This is a genomic window from Streptomyces rhizoryzae (genome assembly GCF_023155275.1).
Classification (GTDB): Bacteria; Actinomycetota; Actinomycetes; order Streptomycetales; family Streptomycetaceae; genus Streptomyces; species Streptomyces rhizoryzae.
The window spans coordinates 14,571-34,340 of sequence record NZ_JALMUV010000039.1; the positions used below are offsets into that span (position 1 = coordinate 14,571).

Sequence of the window (19,770 nt, forward strand, 5' to 3'; positions counted from 1 at the left end):
CCCCTTCGCCTGCACTTCGAGCGTCGCACATCTCCCCCCTCCGCTCCCACGCCACCGCCGCCGCCCCGCCCTGCGGAACCCGCCCGGAACGCGGATCGTGGAAGGAGAACCCCAGGAGCCGACGTGATCACCGCAGTCCGCCTGCCGGGGCGCCACGCCACGCGCTCGGCCAAGCCCGGGCCGCCCCGGGAGCCGCCCAAGGCGCCGGCCGGCGGACCGCGCCCGCCGGCCTGGCGGCCCTGGCTGCTGCCGGTCGTCCTGCTCGCGGTCTTCGTCCTGCTGCTCAGCCGGACCCACAGCCCCTCGGGGACCGCCCTGACCTACAGCGCCTTCCTGGGCAAGGTCGGCGCCGGGCAGGTCAGGACCGTCGACATCGACGACAAGGGCGGGGTCGACGGCACGCTCAAGGACGGCCGGAAGTTCACCACCCGGATCCCCACCGCGCTCGGCAACACCGGCCTGGCCCAGCAGCTCCGCGCCCAGCACGTCGACATCACCGCCTCCGGGGGCGGGGGCGGCGCCGGCTGGGTCGGGGCGCTCGCCGCGCTGCTCCTGCCGCTGGTGCTGCTGGGGGCGCTGTTCCTGTGGACCGGACGCCAGGCGGCCCGCACCCTGACCGGCGGCCTCGGCGGAATCGGCCGCTCCAAGGCCCGGATCATCGAGGCCGAGCGCCCCACCACCCGCTTCGGCGACATCGCCGGCTACGACGGCGTCAAACAGGAGATCAGCGAGGTCGTCGACTTCCTGCGGCACCCCGAGCGGTACGCGGTGGTCGGCGCGACCGGCCCGCGCGGAGTGCTCATGGTCGGGCCGCCGGGCACCGGCAAGACGCTGATCGCCCGGGCGGTGGCCGGGGAGGCGGCGGTGCCGTTCCTGTCGGTGACCGGCTCCGCCTTCGTCGAGATGTTCGTCGGCGTCGGCGCCTCCCGCGTCCGCGACCTCTTCGACGAGGCCCGCAAACGCGCCCCCTCGATCATCTTCATCGACGAGATCGACGCGGTCGGCAGCCGCCGCGGCGGCGTCCGGCTGGGCGGCAACGACGAACGCGAGCAGACCCTCAACCAGCTGCTGGCCGAAATGGACGGCTTCGACCAGAGCACCGGCATCGTCGTCCTCGCCGCCACCAACCGCCCCGAGGCCCTCGACCCGGCGCTGCTGCGGCCCGGCCGCTTCGACCGGCACGTCACCGTCCCGCTGCCCAACCAGGCCGAGCGGGCGGCCATCCTCGCCGTCCACGCCCGCGGCAAGAAACTCGCCACCGACGTCGACTGGAACGTGGCCGCCCGCGCCACCCCCGGCTTCTCCGGCGCCGACCTCGCCAACCTCGTCAACGAGGCCGCCATCCACGCCGTCCGCACGGGCGGGACGGTCATCACCGCCCGGGACCTCGACAGCGCCCGGGACCGGGTCCTGCTCGGGCGGCGGGAGACCTCCAACGCCCTGCTCCCCGAGGAGCGGCACGCGGTCGCCGTGCACGAGTCCGGCCACGCCCTGGTCGCCGCGCTGTGCCCGCACGCCGACCCGGTCGCCAAGGTGACCATCCTGCCCTCGGGGCCCGCGCTGGGCGCCACCGAACAGCTCCCGGAGGCCGAGCGGCGCCTCTACACCGAGGGCTACCTGACCGATCTGCTCACCGTCCGGCTCGGCGGCCGGGCCGCCGAACTCGTCGTCTTCGGCGAAGGCTCCACCGGCGCCGCCGACGACCTGGCGGGCGCCACCCAGATCGCCGGCCGGATGGTCCGCGAATTCGGCCTCTCGCCCGCCCTCGGCCCGGTCGGCTACGCCAGCACCGGCCTCCCGCACCGCTTCGGCGACGAGCCCGCCGACGACACCCTGCACCGCCCGTACTCCGAGCAGACCCAGCGCCTCATCGACGAGGAGACCACCCGCCTGGTCCGCCAGGCCGAACTCCGCGCCACCGACCTCCTCCGCGGCCACCGCCCCGCCCTGGACCGCCTCGCCGACCTGCTCACCACCCGCGAGACGATCGACGGCTCGGTGGTCCTCGACGTCCTGCGGGGCCCGGGCCTGCCCGGGACGGGCGCCGCGGGGGAGGGCGCCCCCGGCGGCCCACCCGGGCGGCCCGCCGACCGCGCCGGGCCTCAGGAGGGCTGACGGCCGCGGGACCCGGGCCGCCCGGCCCCGGGCCGGTCCGCGTACCGCAGCAGCGCGCCCACCCCGTCCCGCAGCCGGAGCCGCCGCTCCGGTACGAGGACCAGCTCCGCACCCGTGCCCACCAGGGCCCGGGCCAGCGCGGCGTCGGCGTGCTCCCGCCGCACCGGACCGACCCCGTACGACCGCAGCTCGCCCTCGGTGAGCGCCAGTTGGGCCGGCTCCGGGCCCACCCACAGGTCCGGGGGCGGCGCGCGGCGTTCGGAGGCGAAGAGCGCGCCGACCTGTCCCCGCTGGAGCGCCGCCAGGGTGGCCGGCAGCCCTTCAGCGGCCGCCCCGCGCAGTGCCCGCTGGGTGAGGAAGGCGTCCACCAGCGCCTCGTCACGGGCCGCCAGCCGGCCGCTGAACAGTTCGTCGAGCCGGTGCTCCAGCAGCGCCCGGCCCGGTCGCGGCGCCCCGCCCGGCCCCACGGCCGTCAGCCGCCCGCGCAGCCTGGCCGGGAGCCGGCGGGCCAGGATCCCGCGGGCCCAGGTGTCGCCGGCCAGCACCAGGGTGTCCGCACCGAGGTGGTGGGCCTGCGCCGCGAGCCGCCGGCCCCACCGTTCCGCCGCCCGCGGCCACTCGGCGACCGGAATGCGCTCCTCGCACCGCTCGCCGGGCGCCACCCTCGTCAGCGGCCACCTGCCCGCCTCGGACTCGATCCGGACCCGGCCGCGGGCATCCGTCGAATGCCGCCCCGCGTAGTGGACGTAGGCGGCCACGTACGGGATCTCGGGCGCGTGCTGGGCGATCAGCGGCATGGTGTCCGGCAGCGCGCCGAAGTGGGCGGTGTCCCGTACCGGCGGAACCGGAAGTTCCCCTTGCAGCACCAGGGCGCCGTGCGCGGTGAACACCGCCTGGCCGTGCAGCCCCGGCACCTCGGCATCGCTGCCCACCGTGCCGGCCAGCGCCGCGAGCGAGTTCTCGTCGGCGCCCTCGGCCACCAGGGCGTCGCGCAACCGCCGCCACCGCAGCGCCAGGGCGGCGTCCGGATCGCCCGGGGCGCCGGCCCGCGAGGTGTCCACGTAGACGGACGCGAACGGGCCCGGCTGCCGGTAGAGCGGTTCCAGGAAGGACAGTCGCATCGCCACCACCAGGACGGCCGGCGGGCGGAACAGCCCGCCGGGCGCCGTCTCACCGGCCCCGCGCGGGCGCCGCCGCCCCTCCACTCCAGCATGCCCCCACCCGGCCCGCGGCGAGCGAGAATCGAGGAGAGGGCGGGTGCGCGACGGCGGCCCTCCGCAGGGCCCCGCATCGCCCCTGAGCAGGGAAGGTGACGCCCGATGATGTTCTGGTACGGCCACGGCGGGGGCTGGGGATGGCCTGCCGCGATGCTCGGCATGGTGCTGTTCTGGGCCTTGGTGATCACGGTCGGCATCCTGGTCTTCCGCGCCCTGGCCCGCCCGGGGCCGCACGGCGGCGACGAGCCGGGCCGCGGCTCCCCGGGCCGGCACCCCGGCGCCGGGCCAGGCGCCGAGCAGATCCTCGCCGAGCGCTACGCCCGCGGCGAGATCGAGGACGAGGAGTACCACCGGCGGCTGGCCGTCCTCCGCACCGCCGCGCAGGCGGGCGCGCAGCGGGGGGCGACCGGGAGCGGTGGCGCCGCGCGCGGTTGGGCCGGGCGCGGCGGGGAGGGAGGACCGGGGGCACCAGGAGGGCCCCGGGGACCGGGCGAGCCGGCCGGTCCGGGCGGTCCGGGCGAGGCGGCGGGTCCGGGTGGGGAGCGGGGCGGCGCGCCGCCGCCACCGGCTTGACCGGTTCGACGGCCCCGGGCCCGCACCGCGATACCCGCTACCCGGTGGAGTTCCCGCCTGCGCCCTCGCTGCCCGCCACGTCAGTGCAACTCCGCCTTGACCACCACGATGGCCAGCCCGAGCACCAGGTTGACCACGGCGGACACCACGACCAGCCGCCGGGACGCACCGGCCCGGACCGCGGCCGTCGTCCCCCAGCCGATCTGCTGGGCCACGGCGACGGACAGCGCGAACCACGCGGTGCCCGCCAGGTCCAGCCGCAGCAGCGGACTGACCGCCACCGCGGCGGCCGGGGCCACCGCCGCCTGCGCGATCGGCCACTCATGCCCCGCCACCCGGCGGACCGCGCCCCACGTCAGGTCCCGGTACGACGCCAGCGCGCCGACGAGGTGGGCGTAGACGTGTCCGGCCCAGAGCACCAGCCCGGTGACGAGCAGCAGCACGATCAGCCCAAGCCGGGGGAACGGGCCGAAGGTGGCGGTCCCGGCCACCACGGCTGCGGCCTGCAACGACCCGTAGACCGCGCCCCCGTAGTCGGCCCGCGCCGCCCCGTCCCGCTTCCGTCCCCCGCCGCCCGCACGGGCGTCGGCGCGGAGGCGATCCGCCATGCCGGTCACCCGTTCCCTACCGGCCATTCGTTCCTACCGGTTACCAGCGGTGGTTCCCAGAGTCTGATGACGCCAGAGTCTGATGACGATCGCGGTCCCTGTCGTTCTCCCGCGATCAGTTTCGTTATCCTCCCTGGCGGCCGGGTGGGGAAGGGCCGGACGGGCCAGAGCCCGGGAGCCGTTGGGGCAGGGTGCTCGGCCGGGCGCCGACGGGGAGCCGCTTCCCGGAGGGTACGGCTGTCGGATCACCGTCAGTGGCGGTCCGGGGCGCCCCGCGGTACGGCGAACGCGGTGAGCACCGCCGCACCGGGGGAGAGGCCGGCCCAGCCGCCGGGCACGGTCAGCACCGCCACCCCCGAGGTCGGGAACTTCTCCCGGGCCCGCTCCAGCGCCTCCGCCTCGCCCGCGCCGGCCAGCATCAGCACCAGCTCCTGTACGGCCGGCCGGTGGCCGATCAGCAGGGCGGTCCGCCACCGGTCGGGGAGTCCGCGCACCACGTCGAGCAGGACCGACGCGCTCGCCCCGTAGACCCGCGGTTCGAAGACGACCTCTGGTGCGGGGCCCAGCTCCGCCGCGACCCGTTCCCACGTCTCCCGGGTCCGCCGGGACGTCGAGCAGACCACCACCTCGGGCTCGCAGCCCGCTGCGCGCAGCCACCGCCCGGCCGCGGGGGCGTCCCGGCGGCCCCGCCCCGCGAGCGGCCGCTCGTGATCCGGCACGCCCGCCGGCCAGGCCGACTTCGCATGGCGCAGCACGATCAGACGGGCGGCCCCGGGCGTCGCCGCCGGCGGTGCGGGCGCCCGGCGGGCCGCTGCCGCGGCGGACGCTCCCTCGGCACAGTCATCCATCAACGGGACCCTACCCATGAGCCCCCTCGTCCTCCCGGCAGCCGTGCCCCGGCGCCCGGTCACGGGGACAGCGTGGGCGTGCCGCCCCGGGCGTACGCCGGTGACCACAGGACCTCGGTCGCGACGCCCCGCAGGCGGGCGTACTCGACCAGGTGCCCCATGGCGTCCGGCCCGTCGTCGCAGGAGCCGTCGGGGGAGCCGTCCCAGACCGCGAGGAGCGTGGCGCAGGAAGCGATCAGGCGCTCGTCCGCCGCGACGCACTCGGCGGGGTCGGCCGGGTCGTACGTCATGAGCCGGACGTGTGCGGAGAGGTAGAGCAGTTCCCCGGCCGCCGCCCGGTCGGCCTCCGGGAGCAGCGCGGGTTCGGACTCCTGGGCCGGCAGCACCGCCACCATCGGCACGCCCGTCCTCCGGGCGGCCCGCCCGATGGCCAGCGGCAGCCCCCGGCCCGCGCGGACGACCACGGTGGCGCCCGGCGGGGCGATCCGCCGGAGGGTTTCCCGCACGTCCTCCTGTAGCAGCTTCAGCGTCGGCGCGGTGAGGTCACTGTGCCCAACGACGGCGATCACCGCCGGTCAACTCCTCTCACTTGCCTGCGACACCCGGATACCTACCCCGGGTAGGCGTCCGGGGTGCGTACGACGGGCGCGGCCGGGCGAACCGGCCGCGATGCGCTCACTCCGTCCTCATGACGACCCCATTACGCACCCATCCGCCCCGATGCGGACCTCACTCCGTCACTTCTTCTTCACCCCGTCACGTCTTCCTCACGTGATCGTTTCGTTCCGCGACGCGGCGGGGGCCGGCGCGCGAGGCGTCACTTCTGCGCGTGCGAGCCCAGGTAGAACAGCAGGGCCAGGAAACCGAGCAGCAGATGGCTTCCGGCCACGTAGATGAACACCCGCCAGGACGCGCCCCGTTACTTACGGGCCTCGGACATGCCGCCGCCGAACGACGGCTCGTCGGCCGCGGAGTCGGCGGTGTCCGGGGCGGGACGGTCTGCGGTGTGGACGTCGGTCATGGCGGTGCTTCTCTCGTCCTTGCTTCTCTTGCCCTCTGGGTGCTGCCGGGTGGGGCGGGGCGGGCGCGGCCGGCTCGTACCCGACGCCGAAGAGACGAAGGCGAACTGCGAGACCCTTCGATTCTAAGGCGGGGCGGCACCGGGCCCGGCCCGGGCCCCGGTGCACGAGCGCGGCCGGCGCCGCGGTCAGCCGGCGACCCGCACCACCGGCTGCACCGCCCACCAGGTCCGCACCACTTCCACCGGCGCCACCACGTCCTCGAACGCCATGGCGGCGGGCCGGGCAGGCCGTACCGCTGGGGGCGCTGCGCGACTGGGTGGAGGAGAACCTTGACGCCTCCAGGTCGGCGGCGTCCCGGGCGACGGGCGGGTGGGTGGCGCGCGGGGTGCGGTGGCGGGAGCGCCCGAGGGGGCGCGCGGAGGTTACGGCACCGGCGGCAGCCGACGCGGCTCGATGCGTTCCTCCACCGCCGCGTCGCCGTCCCGGGTGACCACGTAGGCGCCCTTGCCGGGTACTTCGCTGACCGCCTCGACCAGCTCGGTGCCCCGATAGACCAGCCCCACCCCGTCGTCCGTGCAGTGCGCGGACGGCAGGGCGCCCGCCGCGACCATCCGGTGGATCAGCGGCCGCCGGCCCGGATCGACGTCGTAGTGCACGCCGTTGCCGTACGGGAGGAAGCCGAGCGCGTTGGTGACCGGACGCAGTTCCGGTCCGAACGAGTCGGTCGCACCGCCCTGGAACCAGCAGAGCGATCCCGCGCTGACCCCGCTCAGCACGACCCCCGCCTGCCAGGCGCGGCGCAGGATGCGGTCCAGTCCGTGGACCCGCCAGACGGCCAGCAGATTGGCCACCGAGCCGCCCATCACCCAGACCACGTCCTGCGCGAGGACGGTTTCCTCGACGTCCGCCACGTTGGGCATGGGGAACAGGTGCAGCGGCGTCAGGTCGAAGCCCGCCACCCGGGCGGCCTCGGTCATCCGGGAGGTGAAGTGCTCGGCGTCCCCGATGGCGGTGCCGACGTAGAGCACGCGGGGGCGCCGGCCGTGCGCACCGGAGAGTTCGACCGCGTGGTGCACCAAGGAGTTGAACGTCACCATGGTGCGGCCGCCCGCCCGGTGCCCTCCGGACGTCGCGAGGATGGTGGGTTGGGGTCCGTTCGTCATGGTCATGACCCTACCTCGGGGGTCGGTGGCCTCGGGGCGCTCCCGCGGCCGGTCCGCCGCCCGGTGTCCGTCGTCAACGGGCCTGCCGTTTCCCGTGGTTGCGCTGTCACGGCAGGCGGCAGGGGGCTGGTCGCCGGGCCTTGTCAGTGGCCACCGTTATGGTTGCCGGCAGAACGATCGGCAGGACGAGCAGCCGGGCGTGCAGCCGGGCGAGCAGGACGAAGCGGCAGGCCGGGCGCGGCCGTTCACACAGGGGGCGGGCCCGGAGCGTGTCCCTAGCCGAGCAGATACCCGGTCTGTGCGGGCTGTGGGCACTGGACGGTGGCGTCCCGGGGCGCTCCTACGGCGCGGAGGCGGTCCTGGCCCGGGGCACCGGCTGCAACGCCAACGAGCTGGGCTGGCTGATGGACGGCCCGGATCCGGACCGGTGGCCCGTGGTGGTGTGGCGGCGTCACGACGAGCCGGCCTGGGCGGGGATGTACGGCTGACCGTCGCGCCAGGCCATCGCCTACGCTGGCGACCGCGACCACCACGCACACCGTGACGCCGCGGGCGTGCCGGGGTGGTCCGCGCGCGGCGGGGCGGAAGCGACGATCCCTGGGAGACCGATGTGGCGGACCTGGTAGCCGTTCCGGTTGACGGTGAGGGCGACGGACGGGTGGTGGTCTTCGAGACCGACGCCGCACTCCTCCCCACCGGAGCTGTTCCCCCTGGTGTGGAAAGCGTCGCCGGCCAGGACGGGGGCATCGCCCGGGCCAAGGTTTCCCTGGAGGAGGCGCTGGCGCAGGTCCGCCCGGCGCTGACCCAAGTGGCGCGCACGGTACGGGAGATGGAGCCGGACGAAACGCTGATCACCTTCGGACTGAAGGTGGGCGGCAGCGGCACGGTGATCGTGGCCAAGGGCACCGCCGAGGTGAACTTCGCGGTGACCCTGCGGTGGACGCGAGCCCCCGGGACCACCTGACCGGCCCGGCGGCCTGACGTCGACGAGCGCGGCGGCCCTCAGCGGTGATCGTCGGCGAGCGCGCGGCCCTCAGCGGTGGTCGTCATCGGGCAGCGGTGCCGACCAGATGAGGCGTGTGCCGCCGTCGGGCGGTGCCTCGACGGTCAGTTCGCCGCCGGCGTCCTCGGCGCGCCGGGCGAGGTTCCGCAGTCCGCTGCGCCGGCCGCCGGCACCGCGGATGCCCACGCCGTCGTCGGTCACGGTGAGCGTCAGCCGGCGGTCGTGGAGCGCCAGGGAGACGTCCGCCGCGCCGGCCCGGGCGTGCCGGGCGATATTGCTCAGCGCTTCGCCGAGCACGGCCAGCACGTGACCGGCCAGCTCCTCCGGGACGTCGGTGTCCAGCAGACCGGCCATGTGGAGGGCGGGGGTGAAGCCCAGGGTGCGGGACGCCTCCTCCAGCGCGGTGACGGTGCGGGAGCGCAGGCCCTGCCGGTCGCGTGCGGTGTCGCGGGTGCGCAGCCCGAAGATGGTGGAGCGGATGATCTTGATGGTTTCGTCCAGGTCGTCCACCGCGCGCAGCAGCCGCTCGCCGGCCTCCGGGTGATCGACGAAGCGCACGGTGCTCTGCAGGGTCATCCCGATCGCGAAGAGCCGCTGGATCGCCAGGTCGTGCAGGTCGCGGGCGATCCGGTCGCGGTCCCTGAGCAGGGTCACCTGGTCCGCGGCCGCCCGCTGCTCGGCGAGCTCCATGGCGAGCGCGGCCTGACCGGCGAACGTCAGCAGCGGTGCGGTCTCCGGCTCGGTGAACGGGGCGCGCCCGCGCAACCGGGCCAGCAGCAGCACACCGCGGATCCGGTCGCCGGTGGCCATCGGCACCGCGACCGCGGGCCCCAGCCCCCACCAGCGCGGCGGGCCGGTCGTGACGCGCGGATCGTGTTCGATGTCGTCGCTGATCAGGGGGCGTTCGGCGGCCAGCGCGGCGCCCGCGAACGAGCCGTGGCGGGGGAGGACCAGACCGCGGTGGGCGTGCGCGTCGACACCGGAGGCCAGCGCCATGCGGAGGCGGTCGCCCTCGGCCGGCAGCGCCAGGACCCCGAGATCGGCGGAGAGGATGCGCACCGCATGATCGAGGATGGTGGCGAGCACGTCGGATTCCCGGGCCCCCGGCAGCAGCCCGGCGACGATCTCGCTGTTGGCCTCCAGCCACTCCTGCCGGTTGCGGGCCTCCTGGTAGAGCCGGGCGTGTTCGATGGCGCCGCCGGCGGCCACCGCCAGCGTCGTCAGCAGCGTCTCGTCGTCCTCGGTGAACGACCCGCCGCCGCGCTTCTCGGTCAGGTACAGATTGCCGAAGACCTCGTCCCGGACCCGGATCGGGACCCCCAGGAACGAGTGCATCGCCGGGTGGTGCGGCGGGAAGCCGTAGGAAGCGGGGTGCTCACCCAGTTCGTCGAGCCGGAGCGGAACGGGGTGCCGGATCAGTTCGCCGAGGATGCCGTGGCCGGCCGGCAGGTCGCCGATGGCCTTGAACTGCTCCTCGGACAGGCCGGCCGGCAGGAACTGCCGGAGCCTGCCGTCCGGGCCGATCACCCCGAGCGCGCCGTACCGCGCGTCGGCGACGACCACGGCGGCCTCGACGATCTGGCGCAGGACCTGCTGCACGTCCAGCCCCGCGCCCACCGACAGGATGGCTTCGAGCAGCAGATGCTGCGACCGGCCCGAGGGCTCCTGCACCGTGCGCAGCCGTTCCAGCAGTTCCCGCGGCAGCGCGTGCAGCAGCGGCCGCGCGCCGTCCGTCCGTCCGGGATTCTCGCCCACGGGACCTCCGCCGCGGCCGGGGTCCGCGCCCGGCCACACCCCCACGGTAGTGCGGGGGGCCGCATCGCACCGCTTCTCGGACGCGGTGTGCGCGCTCGCCCGCGGTGCGTAGCCGGGACCGGGCGGGGGCGAGGCCCCGGTGCGCGGCGGGCGCCCGGGCGGGCCGGGCGAGAGCCCCCGGGCCCCGGGCCCCGGGCCCCGGGCCCCGGGCCCCGGGCCCCGGCCTCCGGGCCCCGGCCCCGGCTGCCGTGCGGCGCCGGTGTCGCGCCCAGGGTGCCGCCGGTTGCGCCCCTGGGCCCGTGGCGAAATCCGGTGGCCCCACCCGTCCCGCCCGGGAGAAGGTGCACTCGGCACCAGACGGCTCGCGGCCGGACGGTCGGCGATCGGACGGTCGGTCGGCGATCGGACGGTCGGCCATCGGGCGGCTGGTGTCCGGACGGAACGGTGGCGTGGAGAGGGGCGGACATGGCGGACGGCACGGTGCTCACGACCGGCGGCGAGGTGCACGTCACCCTGGTCAAGGCGGGGCGTACCAAGGTGCGTTACCCCGCGACGGTGGTGCGTGACGACGGCGTCCGGGCGGTCGTGCGGGCCCCCTGGGCGCGGCCCGGCGTACGGGACTTCGGGTTCGTGCGGTTCGAGCCGGGGGACCTGTTCACCGAGCACTACTGGCGCGACCGCTGGTACGCGGTGAAGGAGGTCAGGGCCGCGGACGGCACGCTCAAGGGCTGGTACTGCGACGTGACCCGGCCCGCCGAGGTCGGCGCGGACGGGATCGCGGTGGAGGACCTGGACCTGGACCTGTGGTGTGCGCCGGACGGCGGGCCGGTGCTCCGGCTGGACGAGGACGAGTTCGCGGACAGCGGCATCGCGGAGCGCGATCCGGCCGCGGCGGCCCGGGCCCGCAGCGCCCTGGAGGAACTCGACGCGCTCGCCCGCGCCGGGCGGCTGCCGGCGCTCACCGGCCCGCCGACGGCCCCCTGACCGGCCCGGCGCGGCCGTTGAGCCACCCGGCCCCGACCGGCCTGCGGAGCCGCCCGGCCAGGCCGCCGCACACGAAGCACAGCCCGAGCAGCGCCCCGGCGGTCTGCTCGCCGGCCTGCTTCACCACCGTCGGCACCTGGAGCGGGTCGCGCCGGTAGGCTTCGCGGGCGCGGTAGCGGACGTAGGCGGTCGGGACCCGGCGCACCGGACTGCGCTGACGGCGCGTCAGTTTGCGGTCGGGGCCTTCCAGATCGGCCGGTTCGGCGAAGGTGGACCGGCCGTATTCCACCGCCCTCCGCCAGACCCTGAGCCAGCCGGGAATTCCGGGGGTGTCCGGATTCCCCGCGTCATTGAGCAGCCGCATCACGGCATCACCGATCTGGGCGGCATTCCGTATTCCCTCCGGCGTCCTGGCGTGCCGCAGGAGCAGTTCACTGTCCTTCGCGCCCAGTTCCCGGAGGTGCTCGGCCATCCATGCCCGGGCCTCTTCCGCGGTGCGCCGTTTTCCGGTGGCCTGGTCCGGGGGAGCCTCGGCGGCCAGGATGGCCCGGTGCAATTCGCGCTCCGCCTGTTTGCGCTCGTCCTTCCCCAGACCGCTGAGCAGGCCGAGCAGGTGGTGGGCGGCGTCCAGGCGGCCCCAGGTGAAATCGGACTGCCGCCAGTCGGGATTGGCGAAGGCGCCGAAGTGGGAAAGGCGCGTCCCGTACAGTTTGCGGTCGCCGAAGTCGTCCAGGTGATCCTCGTGGAACAGCGGGCTCATGGTGTCCGGCCCGAGCCGCAGAAACGCGAATTTCGGGGAGAGCGGCTCCACCAGTTTCGACGGCGGCGCGTAGACCCGGGTGAGGACCTCCACGATCAGACCGGCCGTGACCACGTCCTCGGCGCTCCAGCCGTTGTGGAGTCCCGCCGACGACATCGCCCGCACATAGCTCTCGCTCGCCGCCACGACGATGCGGCGCAGGCATTCCGGTACGCCGAGCCGGGTGAACACCTCGTCGTAGAGGTGGGCGGCCCCTTCCTCCGCCAGGTCGTTCGGGTCGGCGGTCGCCCGCAGTTCGGAGTCGAGCGCGTCCCCGACGGCGAGTACCTGGCGCAAGCACCTGCTGATCCGCTGCCCGCCCTCCGACAGCGCCTGCTGCACGGCTTCGTCCTCCTGGTGGCCGAGCAGTTCGAGGAGGTGGCCGATGAGGCACTGGATGACGCGTTCCGCCGCGATGATCCCCCAGTTCCACGGCTGGTCGGCGGTGAATTCCAGCGGCTGGTCGTAGCAGGGGATCCAGCTGGGGTGCCGCCAGCCGCCGTCGCCGCTCCGGTGTGCGCCGAGGACGCCGTCGATCCGTGTGCTGTCCAGTTCCGGGGTCACGATGAGGGTGCTGATGTCGCTGCTTTCACTGATCCGTTTGCGCAGGTCGTAGAGGAGGGCGGCGGCCCGGCTGCGGCGGTACTCGTTGGTGAGGTTCCCGGCGACGCTCCGGATGTGTGCGTAGAGCTTTCCGTCGCCGTGGTTCCGCGGGTCGCTCAACCGCTGGAAGAGATCGAGCTGTTGGTCCCGGATGCTCGACCCGAGGCGTGCGGCGAGGTCCTCCATTCCGGACCGGAGATTCACCTCCTGCGGGTAGCGGATCGCGTTCAGCGCCGCGGTGTGCCACCTGATCTCCCCGCACAGCTCCTGCTTTGTGCTCTCCTGCGCCAGCCGCCCGATGGACGGGACGACGTACACCACGACGCGCTTCATGGGCCGGTCGAGTTTCCGCCGGGTGATTTCCGCGAGTACCGGGCCGAACGGTGCGTTGTTCAGGACACCGCCGTCGATGACGCAGCTGGCCGGGAAATCGAGATCGGGGTCCGGCAGGACCCTGCGGTCCAGCATCGGGTATTCCGAAACCGGCGGGAACGCGACGGGGAATCCGGCGGTGGCCCGGGCGGCCCGGACCAGCGCCGGGAGATCGCCGTTGGTGAAGTGCGAGACGGGCCGCTGGGCGAATTCCCAGTTCCGCAGGTCGTTCGTCTCGTAGGTGATCTGGATGTCCTCCTGCTGGAAGCGGTAGAGCCGCCGGTGGTCGCGGATCTGGAATTCTGTTCCGAAGCCGTCCCGGTAGGTCTGGTTGCGCCCGTCCAGCGCCGTCGCCGTGACGAAGAGGGTGACCGGGTGCCGGCTGCGGCCCGCGCCCCCCTCGATACCGCGCACCGCCCTGTCCACCTCCGCGGTGAAGGTGTCACCGTTGAGCACGCTCTTCTCGGGCGGCGGGTCCAGCAGCTTGCGCAAGGACGCCGCGTTCACCCACAGGTCGCTGAGCGGCGGGAGTTTCGCACCGCGGGCGATCGCCGCCGCCAGGATCAGCCCGTTGATCCCGCCGGCCGACGTCCCCGAGATGATGTCGATGACGATTTTGGTGCCGGCCTTGCGGGCCAGCCGCTGCCAGATCCGGAAGATGGCCCGGTCCCGTTCGCCGATGCCGTCGGCGGTCCCGTCCGCATCCGGGGCGGCAGCCGAGGCCCGGCGCAGCAGATCCATCTCGTGCGTCACCCCGCCCATCCACACGGCGAGGCTGACGCCACCGTTCAGGACCAGCGCCAGCCGGGTTTCGTGGGAGGCCACCGGCAGGTCCGTGGTCATGCCCATCCCCTTCCGTGACGGTGCGCGCGGGAGGCGGCACAACGGTCCCACCGCCGATGCTTCCGCCGCGCCCGCCGAGGCGCCAGCGCGTACGGTGCCGCCGTCACGGCCGGGTGACGCGGCGGTGACGGCGGCGGGACGGGCTCGCGGGGTGGGCTCCCGGGGCGGGCTTCCAGGGTGGAGGGCGCGGGCGGTGCCGCGTCAGCCCGGCAGCTGCGGCAGCACCTTGGTGCGGTAGAAGTCGAAGAAGCCCTGCTGGTCCGGGCCGATCTGGTTGATGCAGACGGTGTCGAAGCCGACCGCGGTGTAGGCGTTGATCGCCGCCAGGTGGGCCTCGGGGTCGTCGCCGCAGGGCACGTGCTCGGCGACGCGCTCCGGCGTGACCAGCGTGACCGCCTGCTCGAAGTGGCGCGGTGTGGGCAGGATCTGCGGCAGCTCGCCCGGGAGTTGCTCGTTGGCCCACAGCCGGTGGGCGGTCCGCACGGCCGCCTCGCGATCGGTGGACCAGCACACCTTCAGTCCGCCCATGGCCGGTTTGGTCCCGCGGCTGCTGCGCCGGAAGCGCTCCACCGCCTCGCCGTCCGGCGCCATGGTCACGAAGCCGTCGCCGATCCGGCCGGCCAGTTCGGTGGCGGCCGGACCGAATCCCGAGACGTCGATGGGGACCGGTTTCGCGGGGACGGTGTAGAGCCGGGCGTTCTCCACGGTGTAGTGCTTGCCGTGGTGGCTGACCTCCCGGCCGGTGAAGAGCTGCCGCATGATCTGCACGGCCTCTTCCAGCATCTCCAGGCGGACCGCCGCCTGGGGCCAGCGGTGCCCGAGGATGTGCTCGTTGAGCGCTTCACCGCTGCCCACCCCGAGGCGGAAGCGCCCCCCGGTCTGCACCGCGGCGGTGGCGGCCGCCTGGGCCGTGACCGCCGGGTGCAACCGCACGGTGGGGCAGGTCACGGCGGTTTCCACGGGCAGCGAGGTGGCCTCGGAGAGCGCCCCGATCACCGACCAGACGAACGGGCTCTGGCCCTGCGCGTCGTTCCACGGGTGGAAGTGGTCGGAGATCCACAGCGAGCTGAAACCGGCCTGTTCGGCCATCCTGGCCTGCTCGACCAGAGCGGCCGGTGCGTGCTCTTCGCAGGAGAGGAAGTAGCCGTAGTCGGGCATGGGGCCTCCGGGGCGGGGTGGGGGAGGGGCGGCGCGCCGGGTCCGGGCCGGGGCGAACCGGTTGGGGCCGGTGTGCCGGGGAAGGCGGGGGACGTGGACCGAGCGGGGTGAGTGGGGGAGGTGCCCGGCCTCTTCGCCTTCGACCGTACGAACGTTCGCGGACGTCCGCACGCGGGGCGCCCGGCCCGCCCGGCACACCGGGCCCGCGCCGGCCCGCGGGTCAGCGATTGCCGGGCGGGCCGCCCGGGACCAGAGTGGAGGGAGGACGGGAGGCGTTGGCGCTTTCTCACGGAGGCGACCGCGATGACTGAGGCACTGTCCCGCCGGGAGCGCTACCTCCTGGCGCAGATCGAGCAGGACCTGCGTGCGGACGACGCGGAACTGGACCGCCGCCTGACGACGATGCGCTGGAACGCCCCGCCGCCACCGGCACCGCCCACCCCCCACCCCCCACCGCGGCGCGACGGCTGCCTGGCCGTGCGCGCGCTGGGAGCCGTGGCCCGGGGTGTCCTGATCCCGGCCGCCACGGCCTCCGCGACGGCCCTGGTATCGGCGTGCGCGTCGGTGTCGGGACTGGCCCTGGCCTGCCTGCTCCGGCTGGTGTGCCGGCGGTCGCGGCTGCGGAGCCCGGACGACCGCTGACACCGCCCGGCACGCGGGCAACGGGCCACGCACCGCGGGGAACGGGCCGGGCACACCACGGGACACGGGCCGGACGCACCGGCGCCGGGCCTTCCGGCGCCGGAGGAGGCAACGCGGCCCGGACTGCGAGCACACCGACGCGAGCCGGGACGGCCGGCGGAAAGGGACGTCAACGCCATGGGAATTCTTCCAGCGCCGCCTTCGATCGAGGGGCTGACCGCCGTCGTCACCGGCGGGTCACGCGGACTCGGCCTGCTGATGGGCCGCGAACTGATGGCCCGCGGCTGCCATGTCGTGCTGCTCGCGCGGGACGACACCGAACTCCACCGCGCCGTCGGCCGGCTCACGCCCGCGGAGGGCGGCTCGGTCCGCAGCGCGGTCTGCGACGTGCGGGACAAGAACGCGGTCCAGCGGTGCCTGGACGAGGTGGTGGCGGAGCGCGGCGGACTGGACATCGTCATCGCCAACGCCGGGATCATCCAGGTGGGACCGGCGGACGCGCTCGGCACCGAGGGTTTCCACGACGCGCTCGACGCCATCTTCAACGGCTCCCTCAACACCGCGTTCGCCGCCCTGCCGCACCTGCGGCGCAGCCCGGCGGGCGGCCGGCTCGCGCTGGTCGGTTCGGTCGGCGGGCTGCTGGCGGTACCGCACCTGCTGCCGTACTCCTGCGCCAAGGCCGCGGTCGCCGCGCTGGCCGAAGGGCTGCACGCCGAGGAGTCACCGCACGGGGTGTCGGTGACCGGGGTGCACCCGGGCCTGATGCGGACCGGATCGCATCTGCACGCGCGGTTCGGCGGCGACCGGCGCCGCGAGTACGCGTGGTTCCAGGCACTGGCCGGGGCTCCGGTGCTGTCCATGGACGCCGAACGCGCGGCGCACCGCATCGTGACCGCGGTGCAGCGGCGGCGGGCCCGGATCGTCCTGACCCCGGCCGCCAAGCTCGGCGCCCTGGCGCACGGGGTGGCGCCGGCCGCCACCACCCGGCTCACCACGGTCGTGGGCCGCCTGCTGCCCAGCGGCGGCGGGCCCGGCACGTCGGAGGGCGCGGAGATCCAGGGCCAGGACCAGCCGCCGGCACCGCGCCTCCGGGGCATGCTGGGCGTCTTCAACGAGCGGGCCGCCGACCGCTTCAACCAGCGCGGACGCCCCGACGGCACGCGGCCGTAGCGCGTGCCCGGGGCGTCCCGCCGGCTCCGGCGGCCTCCCGCGGGGTCCGCGGGGTCAGTCCTGCGCGGACTTCCCCGGCGGCTTCCGTCCGCCGTCGTGCGGATGCGGCCGGAGCTTCTCCATGGCCTGGCGGGCCTTCCGGCGCGCCAGTTCGGCGAACTTCAGCGAACCGTGGTCGTGGCCGCGCGAGCCGCGACCGGCGTCGTCCGTACCGCGGTCGGCGTACGGCGGCACCGGCGGGCCGGCTGTCGGCGGCGGGTTGTTCACCTTCGGAGGTTCGTCCGGAGTGTCGGAACTGGGCATCGCAACCTCCTTCCTGCGGGTTCCGCTCCCCCGTTCCCTCCCCTCCACTCCACCCGATGCGGCGCCGGCGGGCGACTCGGGCCCGCCAGGCACCGACGGCGGCGCCGCCCGCGCCCGGGGCGGCTGCCAGGCGCCCCGCCGGTCCGGGCCGCCGCAGCCCGCCACCCGGGCGTTTTCCGAGGTCAGCGCCCGATGCCATGCGAGCTCCGGCGGCCGAACCTATCGTTGAGGGAATGGCCCCGGAGGGCCGAGCGGGGAGGCCGTGCGCGCCCGCTGAGCGCGCGAAGACGCCTTTCCCCCGGCATCTCGCGACCCCCGCGTGCCGCCCCTCCCGCGCCGCGCGGCGCGCACGAGGCGTGTGACAACCGCGAGGTGCGGTGTGTGACACCCGCGAGGTGCGGAAAAGCGGTGCGTGGCACAGGAGCGTCGCACGAGGCGGAGGACCGCGCCGCGCGACGCAGACACGGAAACCGAAGGGGAGATCACCGTGCGGGCACTGACCTGGCAGGGCAAACGGGACGTCCGCGTCAGCACCGTTCCCGATCCCACCATCAAGGAGCCGACCGACGTCCTGGTCAAAGTCACCTCCACCGGCATCTGCGGCTCCGACCTGCACCTGTACGAGGTGCTGGCGCCGTTCATGGAACCCGGCGACATCCTGGGCCACGAACCGATGGGCATCGTCGAGGAAACCGGCCCCGAGGTCACGGCCCTGTCGGCCGGCGACCGCGTGGTGGTGCCGTTCAACGTCTCCTGCGGCTCGTGCTGGATGTGCGACCGCGGACTGCACTCCCAGTGCGAGACCACCCAGGTCAAGGAGCACGGCACCGGCGGCGCGCTGTTCGGCTACACCAAGCTCTACGGCCAGGTCCCCGGCGGCCAGGCCGAGTACCTGCGGGTCCCGTTCGGCAACACGCTGCCGGTCAAGGTGCCGCACGGGCCGCCGGACGAACGCTTCGTCTACCTCTCCGACGTCCTGCCCACCGCCTGGCAGGCGGTGGAGTACGCCAAGGTCCCCGAGCACCGCAACGTCGTCGTCCTCGGGCTCGGCCCCATCGGCGACATGGCCGCCCGGGTCGCCCTGCACCGCGGCGCGGAGCAGGTCATCGGCGTGGACCTGGTGCCCGAACGCCTGGCCCGGGCCCGGGCGCGCGGGGTGCACACCCTGGACCTGAAGGAGCTGGGGGACGGCCTGGGCGACGAGATCCGCCGGCTGACCGGCGGCCGCGGGGCCGACGCGGTCATCGAGGCGGTGGGCATGGAGGCGCACGGCGCGCCCCTCATCAGGGCCGCCCAGCAGGCCGTCGGCATGCTGCCGGACGCGGTCGCGGAGAAGCTGATGACCAGGATCGGGATGGACCGCATGGCGGCGCTCCAGACCGCGATCGACGTGGTGCGCCGGGGCGGCACGATCTCCGTCGTCGGCGTCTACGGCGGCGCGATGGACCCGATGCCGCTGCTCACCCTGTTCGACAAGCAGATCGAGCTGCGGATGGGCCAGGCCAACGTCCGGCGCTGGGTGGACGACATCCTCCCGCTGCTCACCGACGAGGACCCGCTCGGCGTCGAGGGCTTCGCCACCCACCAACTCCCGCTGGAGGACGGGCCGGAGGCGTACCGGACGTTCCAGGCGAAGGAGGACGGCATGGTCAAGACGCTGCTGCGGCCGTAGCCCCGGCCGGGCAGGCGGTCGCCGCCAACCGCGGCCGCCGCGGTCGCCGAGGAGGTAGTGGTGGAATTCGACGTGACTGTGGAGATCCCCCAAGGGTCGCGGAACAAGTACGAGATGGACCACACGCTGGAGCGGATCCGGCTCGACCGCTTGCTGTTCACCTCCACCAAGTACCCGGCCGACTACGGCTACATCGAGCACACCCTCGGCCGGGACGGCGACCCGCTGGACGCCCTGGTGCTGGTCGGTGAGCCGACCTTCCCGGGGTGCGTGATCCTCTGCCGGGCGGTCGGGATGTTCGTGATGCGCGACGAGCAGGGGCCGGACGAGAAGATCCTGTGCGTGCCGGCGCACGATCCGCGCTACGGCGGGCTCCAGGACATCGGCGACGTACCGGAGTTCGACCGCCTGGAGATCACCCACTTCTTCGAGGTCTACAAGGACCTGGAACCCGGCAAGTCGGTGGAGGGCTCGCACTGGGAAGGCCGCGACCAGGCATACGCCGAGATCGGGGAGGCCCGGCGGCGGGCCGCGCAGACCGACGGGCCGGGGTGAGCCCCGCACGGCACCCGGCCCCGCACGGCACCCGGCCCCGCACGGCACCCGGCCCCGCACGGCAGCGGGGCGGCCGGGTCAGCCGCGCGGGGTGGGCAGCACCTCGAAGCCGGCCAGGCGCTCCGGGGCCTCGTCGCGCACGTCGACGGTGTCCACCTGCGCGGCCGGTGGCCCCTGGCGCGCCCAGTCGACCATTCCGGCCACCTCGGCCTCGGCGCCTTCGAAGACCGCCTCGACCTCCCCGCCGGGGAGGTTGCGCACCCAGCCCGCGACCCCGCGCGCCAGGGCGTTCTCGCGGCAGGTGTCGCGGAAGAAGACTCCCTGCACCCGCCCGGACACGATGATGTGCTTCCGCAGCATGGGAC

19 protein-coding genes and 1 pseudogene are annotated in these 19,770 nt (G+C 74.7%); 9 read left to right on the top strand and 11 right to left on the bottom strand.

Annotated features, from left to right (window positions below):
• Positions 1-123 precede the first annotated feature (123 nt).
• On the top strand, positions 124-2,115 hold the full coding sequence (gene ftsH / locus MUU72_RS26290; protein WP_248015884.1) for an ATP-dependent zinc metalloprotease FtsH: 1,992 nt from the start codon (positions 124-126) through the stop codon (positions 2,113-2,115).
• On the opposite strand, the gene MUU72_RS26295 is transcribed toward ftsH, so the two are convergent.
• A complete protein-coding gene (locus MUU72_RS26295) occupies positions 2,103-3,236 on the bottom strand; it encodes a baeRF2 domain-containing protein (RefSeq protein WP_248015885.1) in 1,134 nt (377 codons plus the stop codon). The genes ftsH and MUU72_RS26295 overlap by 13 nt on opposite strands.
• A gap of 198 nt (positions 3,237-3,434) precedes the next feature.
• On the opposite strand from MUU72_RS26295, the gene MUU72_RS35705 reads away from it, so the two are divergent.
• Positions 3,435-3,905 (top strand): SHOCT domain-containing protein, encoded by a 471-nt coding sequence (locus MUU72_RS35705; protein WP_308403874.1) that lies wholly within the window; start codon positions 3,435-3,437, stop codon positions 3,903-3,905.
• Positions 3,906-3,985: 80 nt separating this feature from the next.
• On the opposite strand, the gene MUU72_RS26305 is transcribed toward MUU72_RS35705, so the two are convergent.
• The 5 genes and pseudogenes from MUU72_RS26305 to MUU72_RS26320 form a co-directional block, all read right to left on the bottom strand.
• Positions 3,986-4,513 carry a hypothetical protein gene (locus MUU72_RS26305; protein ID WP_248015886.1) on the bottom strand — a complete coding sequence of 176 codons (528 nt, stop codon included), beginning with the start codon at positions 4,511-4,513 and terminating at the stop codon, positions 3,986-3,988.
• A gap of 251 nt (positions 4,514-4,764) precedes the next feature.
• The gene (locus MUU72_RS26310) at positions 4,765-5,361 is read right to left on the bottom strand and encodes a SixA phosphatase family protein (RefSeq protein ID WP_248015887.1); all 597 of its coding nucleotides are present in this window, start codon (positions 5,359-5,361) and stop codon (positions 4,765-4,767) included.
• A gap of 59 nt (positions 5,362-5,420) precedes the next feature.
• A complete protein-coding gene (locus MUU72_RS26315) occupies positions 5,421-5,930 on the bottom strand; it encodes a hypothetical protein (RefSeq protein WP_248015888.1) in 510 nt (169 codons plus the stop codon).
• Between the two features lie 248 nt (positions 5,931-6,178).
• Positions 6,179-6,268: pseudogene (locus MUU72_RS35430) on the bottom strand (DUF6126 family protein); the annotation flags it as partial.
• A gap of 537 nt (positions 6,269-6,805) precedes the next feature.
• On the bottom strand, positions 6,806-7,546 hold the full coding sequence (locus MUU72_RS26320; RefSeq protein WP_248015889.1) for a Type 1 glutamine amidotransferase-like domain-containing protein: 741 nt from the start codon (positions 7,544-7,546) through the stop codon (positions 6,806-6,808).
• A 269-nt stretch (positions 7,547-7,815) separates the two neighbouring features.
• Between MUU72_RS26320 and MUU72_RS26325 the strand changes: the two genes are divergently transcribed.
• The gene (locus MUU72_RS26325) at positions 7,816-8,034 is read left to right on the top strand and encodes a hypothetical protein (RefSeq protein ID WP_248015890.1); all 219 of its coding nucleotides are present in this window, start codon (positions 7,816-7,818) and stop codon (positions 8,032-8,034) included.
• 122 nt (positions 8,035-8,156) lie between these two features.
• The gene (locus MUU72_RS26330) at positions 8,157-8,510 is read left to right on the top strand and encodes a CU044_2847 family protein (RefSeq protein ID WP_248015891.1); all 354 of its coding nucleotides are present in this window, start codon (positions 8,157-8,159) and stop codon (positions 8,508-8,510) included.
• A 69-nt stretch (positions 8,511-8,579) separates the two neighbouring features.
• Here MUU72_RS26330 and MUU72_RS26335 read toward each other — a convergent pair whose 3' ends face one another.
• Complete coding sequence (locus MUU72_RS26335) at positions 8,580-10,304, bottom strand: sensor histidine kinase (protein ID WP_248015892.1); 1,725 nt, start codon at positions 10,302-10,304, stop codon at positions 8,580-8,582.
• 465 nt (positions 10,305-10,769) lie between these two features.
• On the opposite strand from MUU72_RS26335, the gene MUU72_RS26340 reads away from it, so the two are divergent.
• Complete coding sequence (locus MUU72_RS26340) at positions 10,770-11,288, top strand: ribonuclease FAU-1 family protein (protein WP_248015893.1); 519 nt, start codon at positions 10,770-10,772, stop codon at positions 11,286-11,288.
• On the opposite strand, the gene MUU72_RS26345 is transcribed toward MUU72_RS26340, so the two are convergent.
• Positions 11,263-13,905, bottom strand: a complete 2,643-nt coding sequence (locus tag MUU72_RS26345) for a DUF3376 domain-containing protein (protein ID WP_248015894.1) — start codon at positions 13,903-13,905, stop codon at positions 11,263-11,265. The two genes, MUU72_RS26340 and MUU72_RS26345, sit on opposite strands and share 26 nt — an antisense overlap.
• Before the next feature lie 201 nt (positions 13,906-14,106).
• The gene (locus MUU72_RS26350; protein WP_248015895.1) at positions 14,107-15,063 is read right to left on the bottom strand and encodes a TIGR03557 family F420-dependent LLM class oxidoreductase; all 957 of its coding nucleotides are present in this window, start codon (positions 15,061-15,063) and stop codon (positions 14,107-14,109) included.
• A 303-nt stretch (positions 15,064-15,366) separates the two neighbouring features.
• Between MUU72_RS26350 and MUU72_RS26355 the strand changes: the two genes are divergently transcribed.
• Both MUU72_RS26355 and MUU72_RS26360 read left to right on the top strand, forming a co-directional pair.
• Positions 15,367-15,705, top strand: a complete 339-nt coding sequence (locus MUU72_RS26355; protein ID WP_248015896.1) for a DUF3040 domain-containing protein — start codon at positions 15,367-15,369, stop codon at positions 15,703-15,705.
• Positions 15,706-15,882: 177 nt separating this feature from the next.
• Complete coding sequence (locus MUU72_RS26360; RefSeq protein WP_248015897.1) at positions 15,883-16,875, top strand: SDR family NAD(P)-dependent oxidoreductase; 993 nt, start codon at positions 15,883-15,885, stop codon at positions 16,873-16,875.
• A 54-nt stretch (positions 16,876-16,929) separates the two neighbouring features.
• Here MUU72_RS26360 and MUU72_RS26365 read toward each other — a convergent pair whose 3' ends face one another.
• A complete protein-coding gene (locus MUU72_RS26365) occupies positions 16,930-17,178 on the bottom strand; it encodes a hypothetical protein (protein WP_248015898.1) in 249 nt (82 codons plus the stop codon).
• Between the two features lie 487 nt (positions 17,179-17,665).
• Here MUU72_RS26365 and MUU72_RS26370 point away from each other — a divergent pair, with 487 nt between their 5' ends.
• Entirely contained in the window at positions 17,666-18,850 is a 1,185-nt protein-coding gene (locus MUU72_RS26370) for a zinc-dependent alcohol dehydrogenase (RefSeq protein ID WP_248015899.1), read from the top strand.
• A gap of 60 nt (positions 18,851-18,910) precedes the next feature.
• Entirely contained in the window at positions 18,911-19,405 is a 495-nt protein-coding gene (locus tag MUU72_RS26375; RefSeq protein ID WP_248015900.1) for an inorganic diphosphatase, read from the top strand.
• Between the two features lie 78 nt (positions 19,406-19,483).
• Here MUU72_RS26375 and MUU72_RS26380 read toward each other — a convergent pair whose 3' ends face one another.
• A complete protein-coding gene (locus tag MUU72_RS26380) occupies positions 19,484-19,765 on the bottom strand; it encodes an acylphosphatase (protein ID WP_248015901.1) in 282 nt (93 codons plus the stop codon).
• Positions 19,766-19,770: the final 5 nt, after the last annotated feature.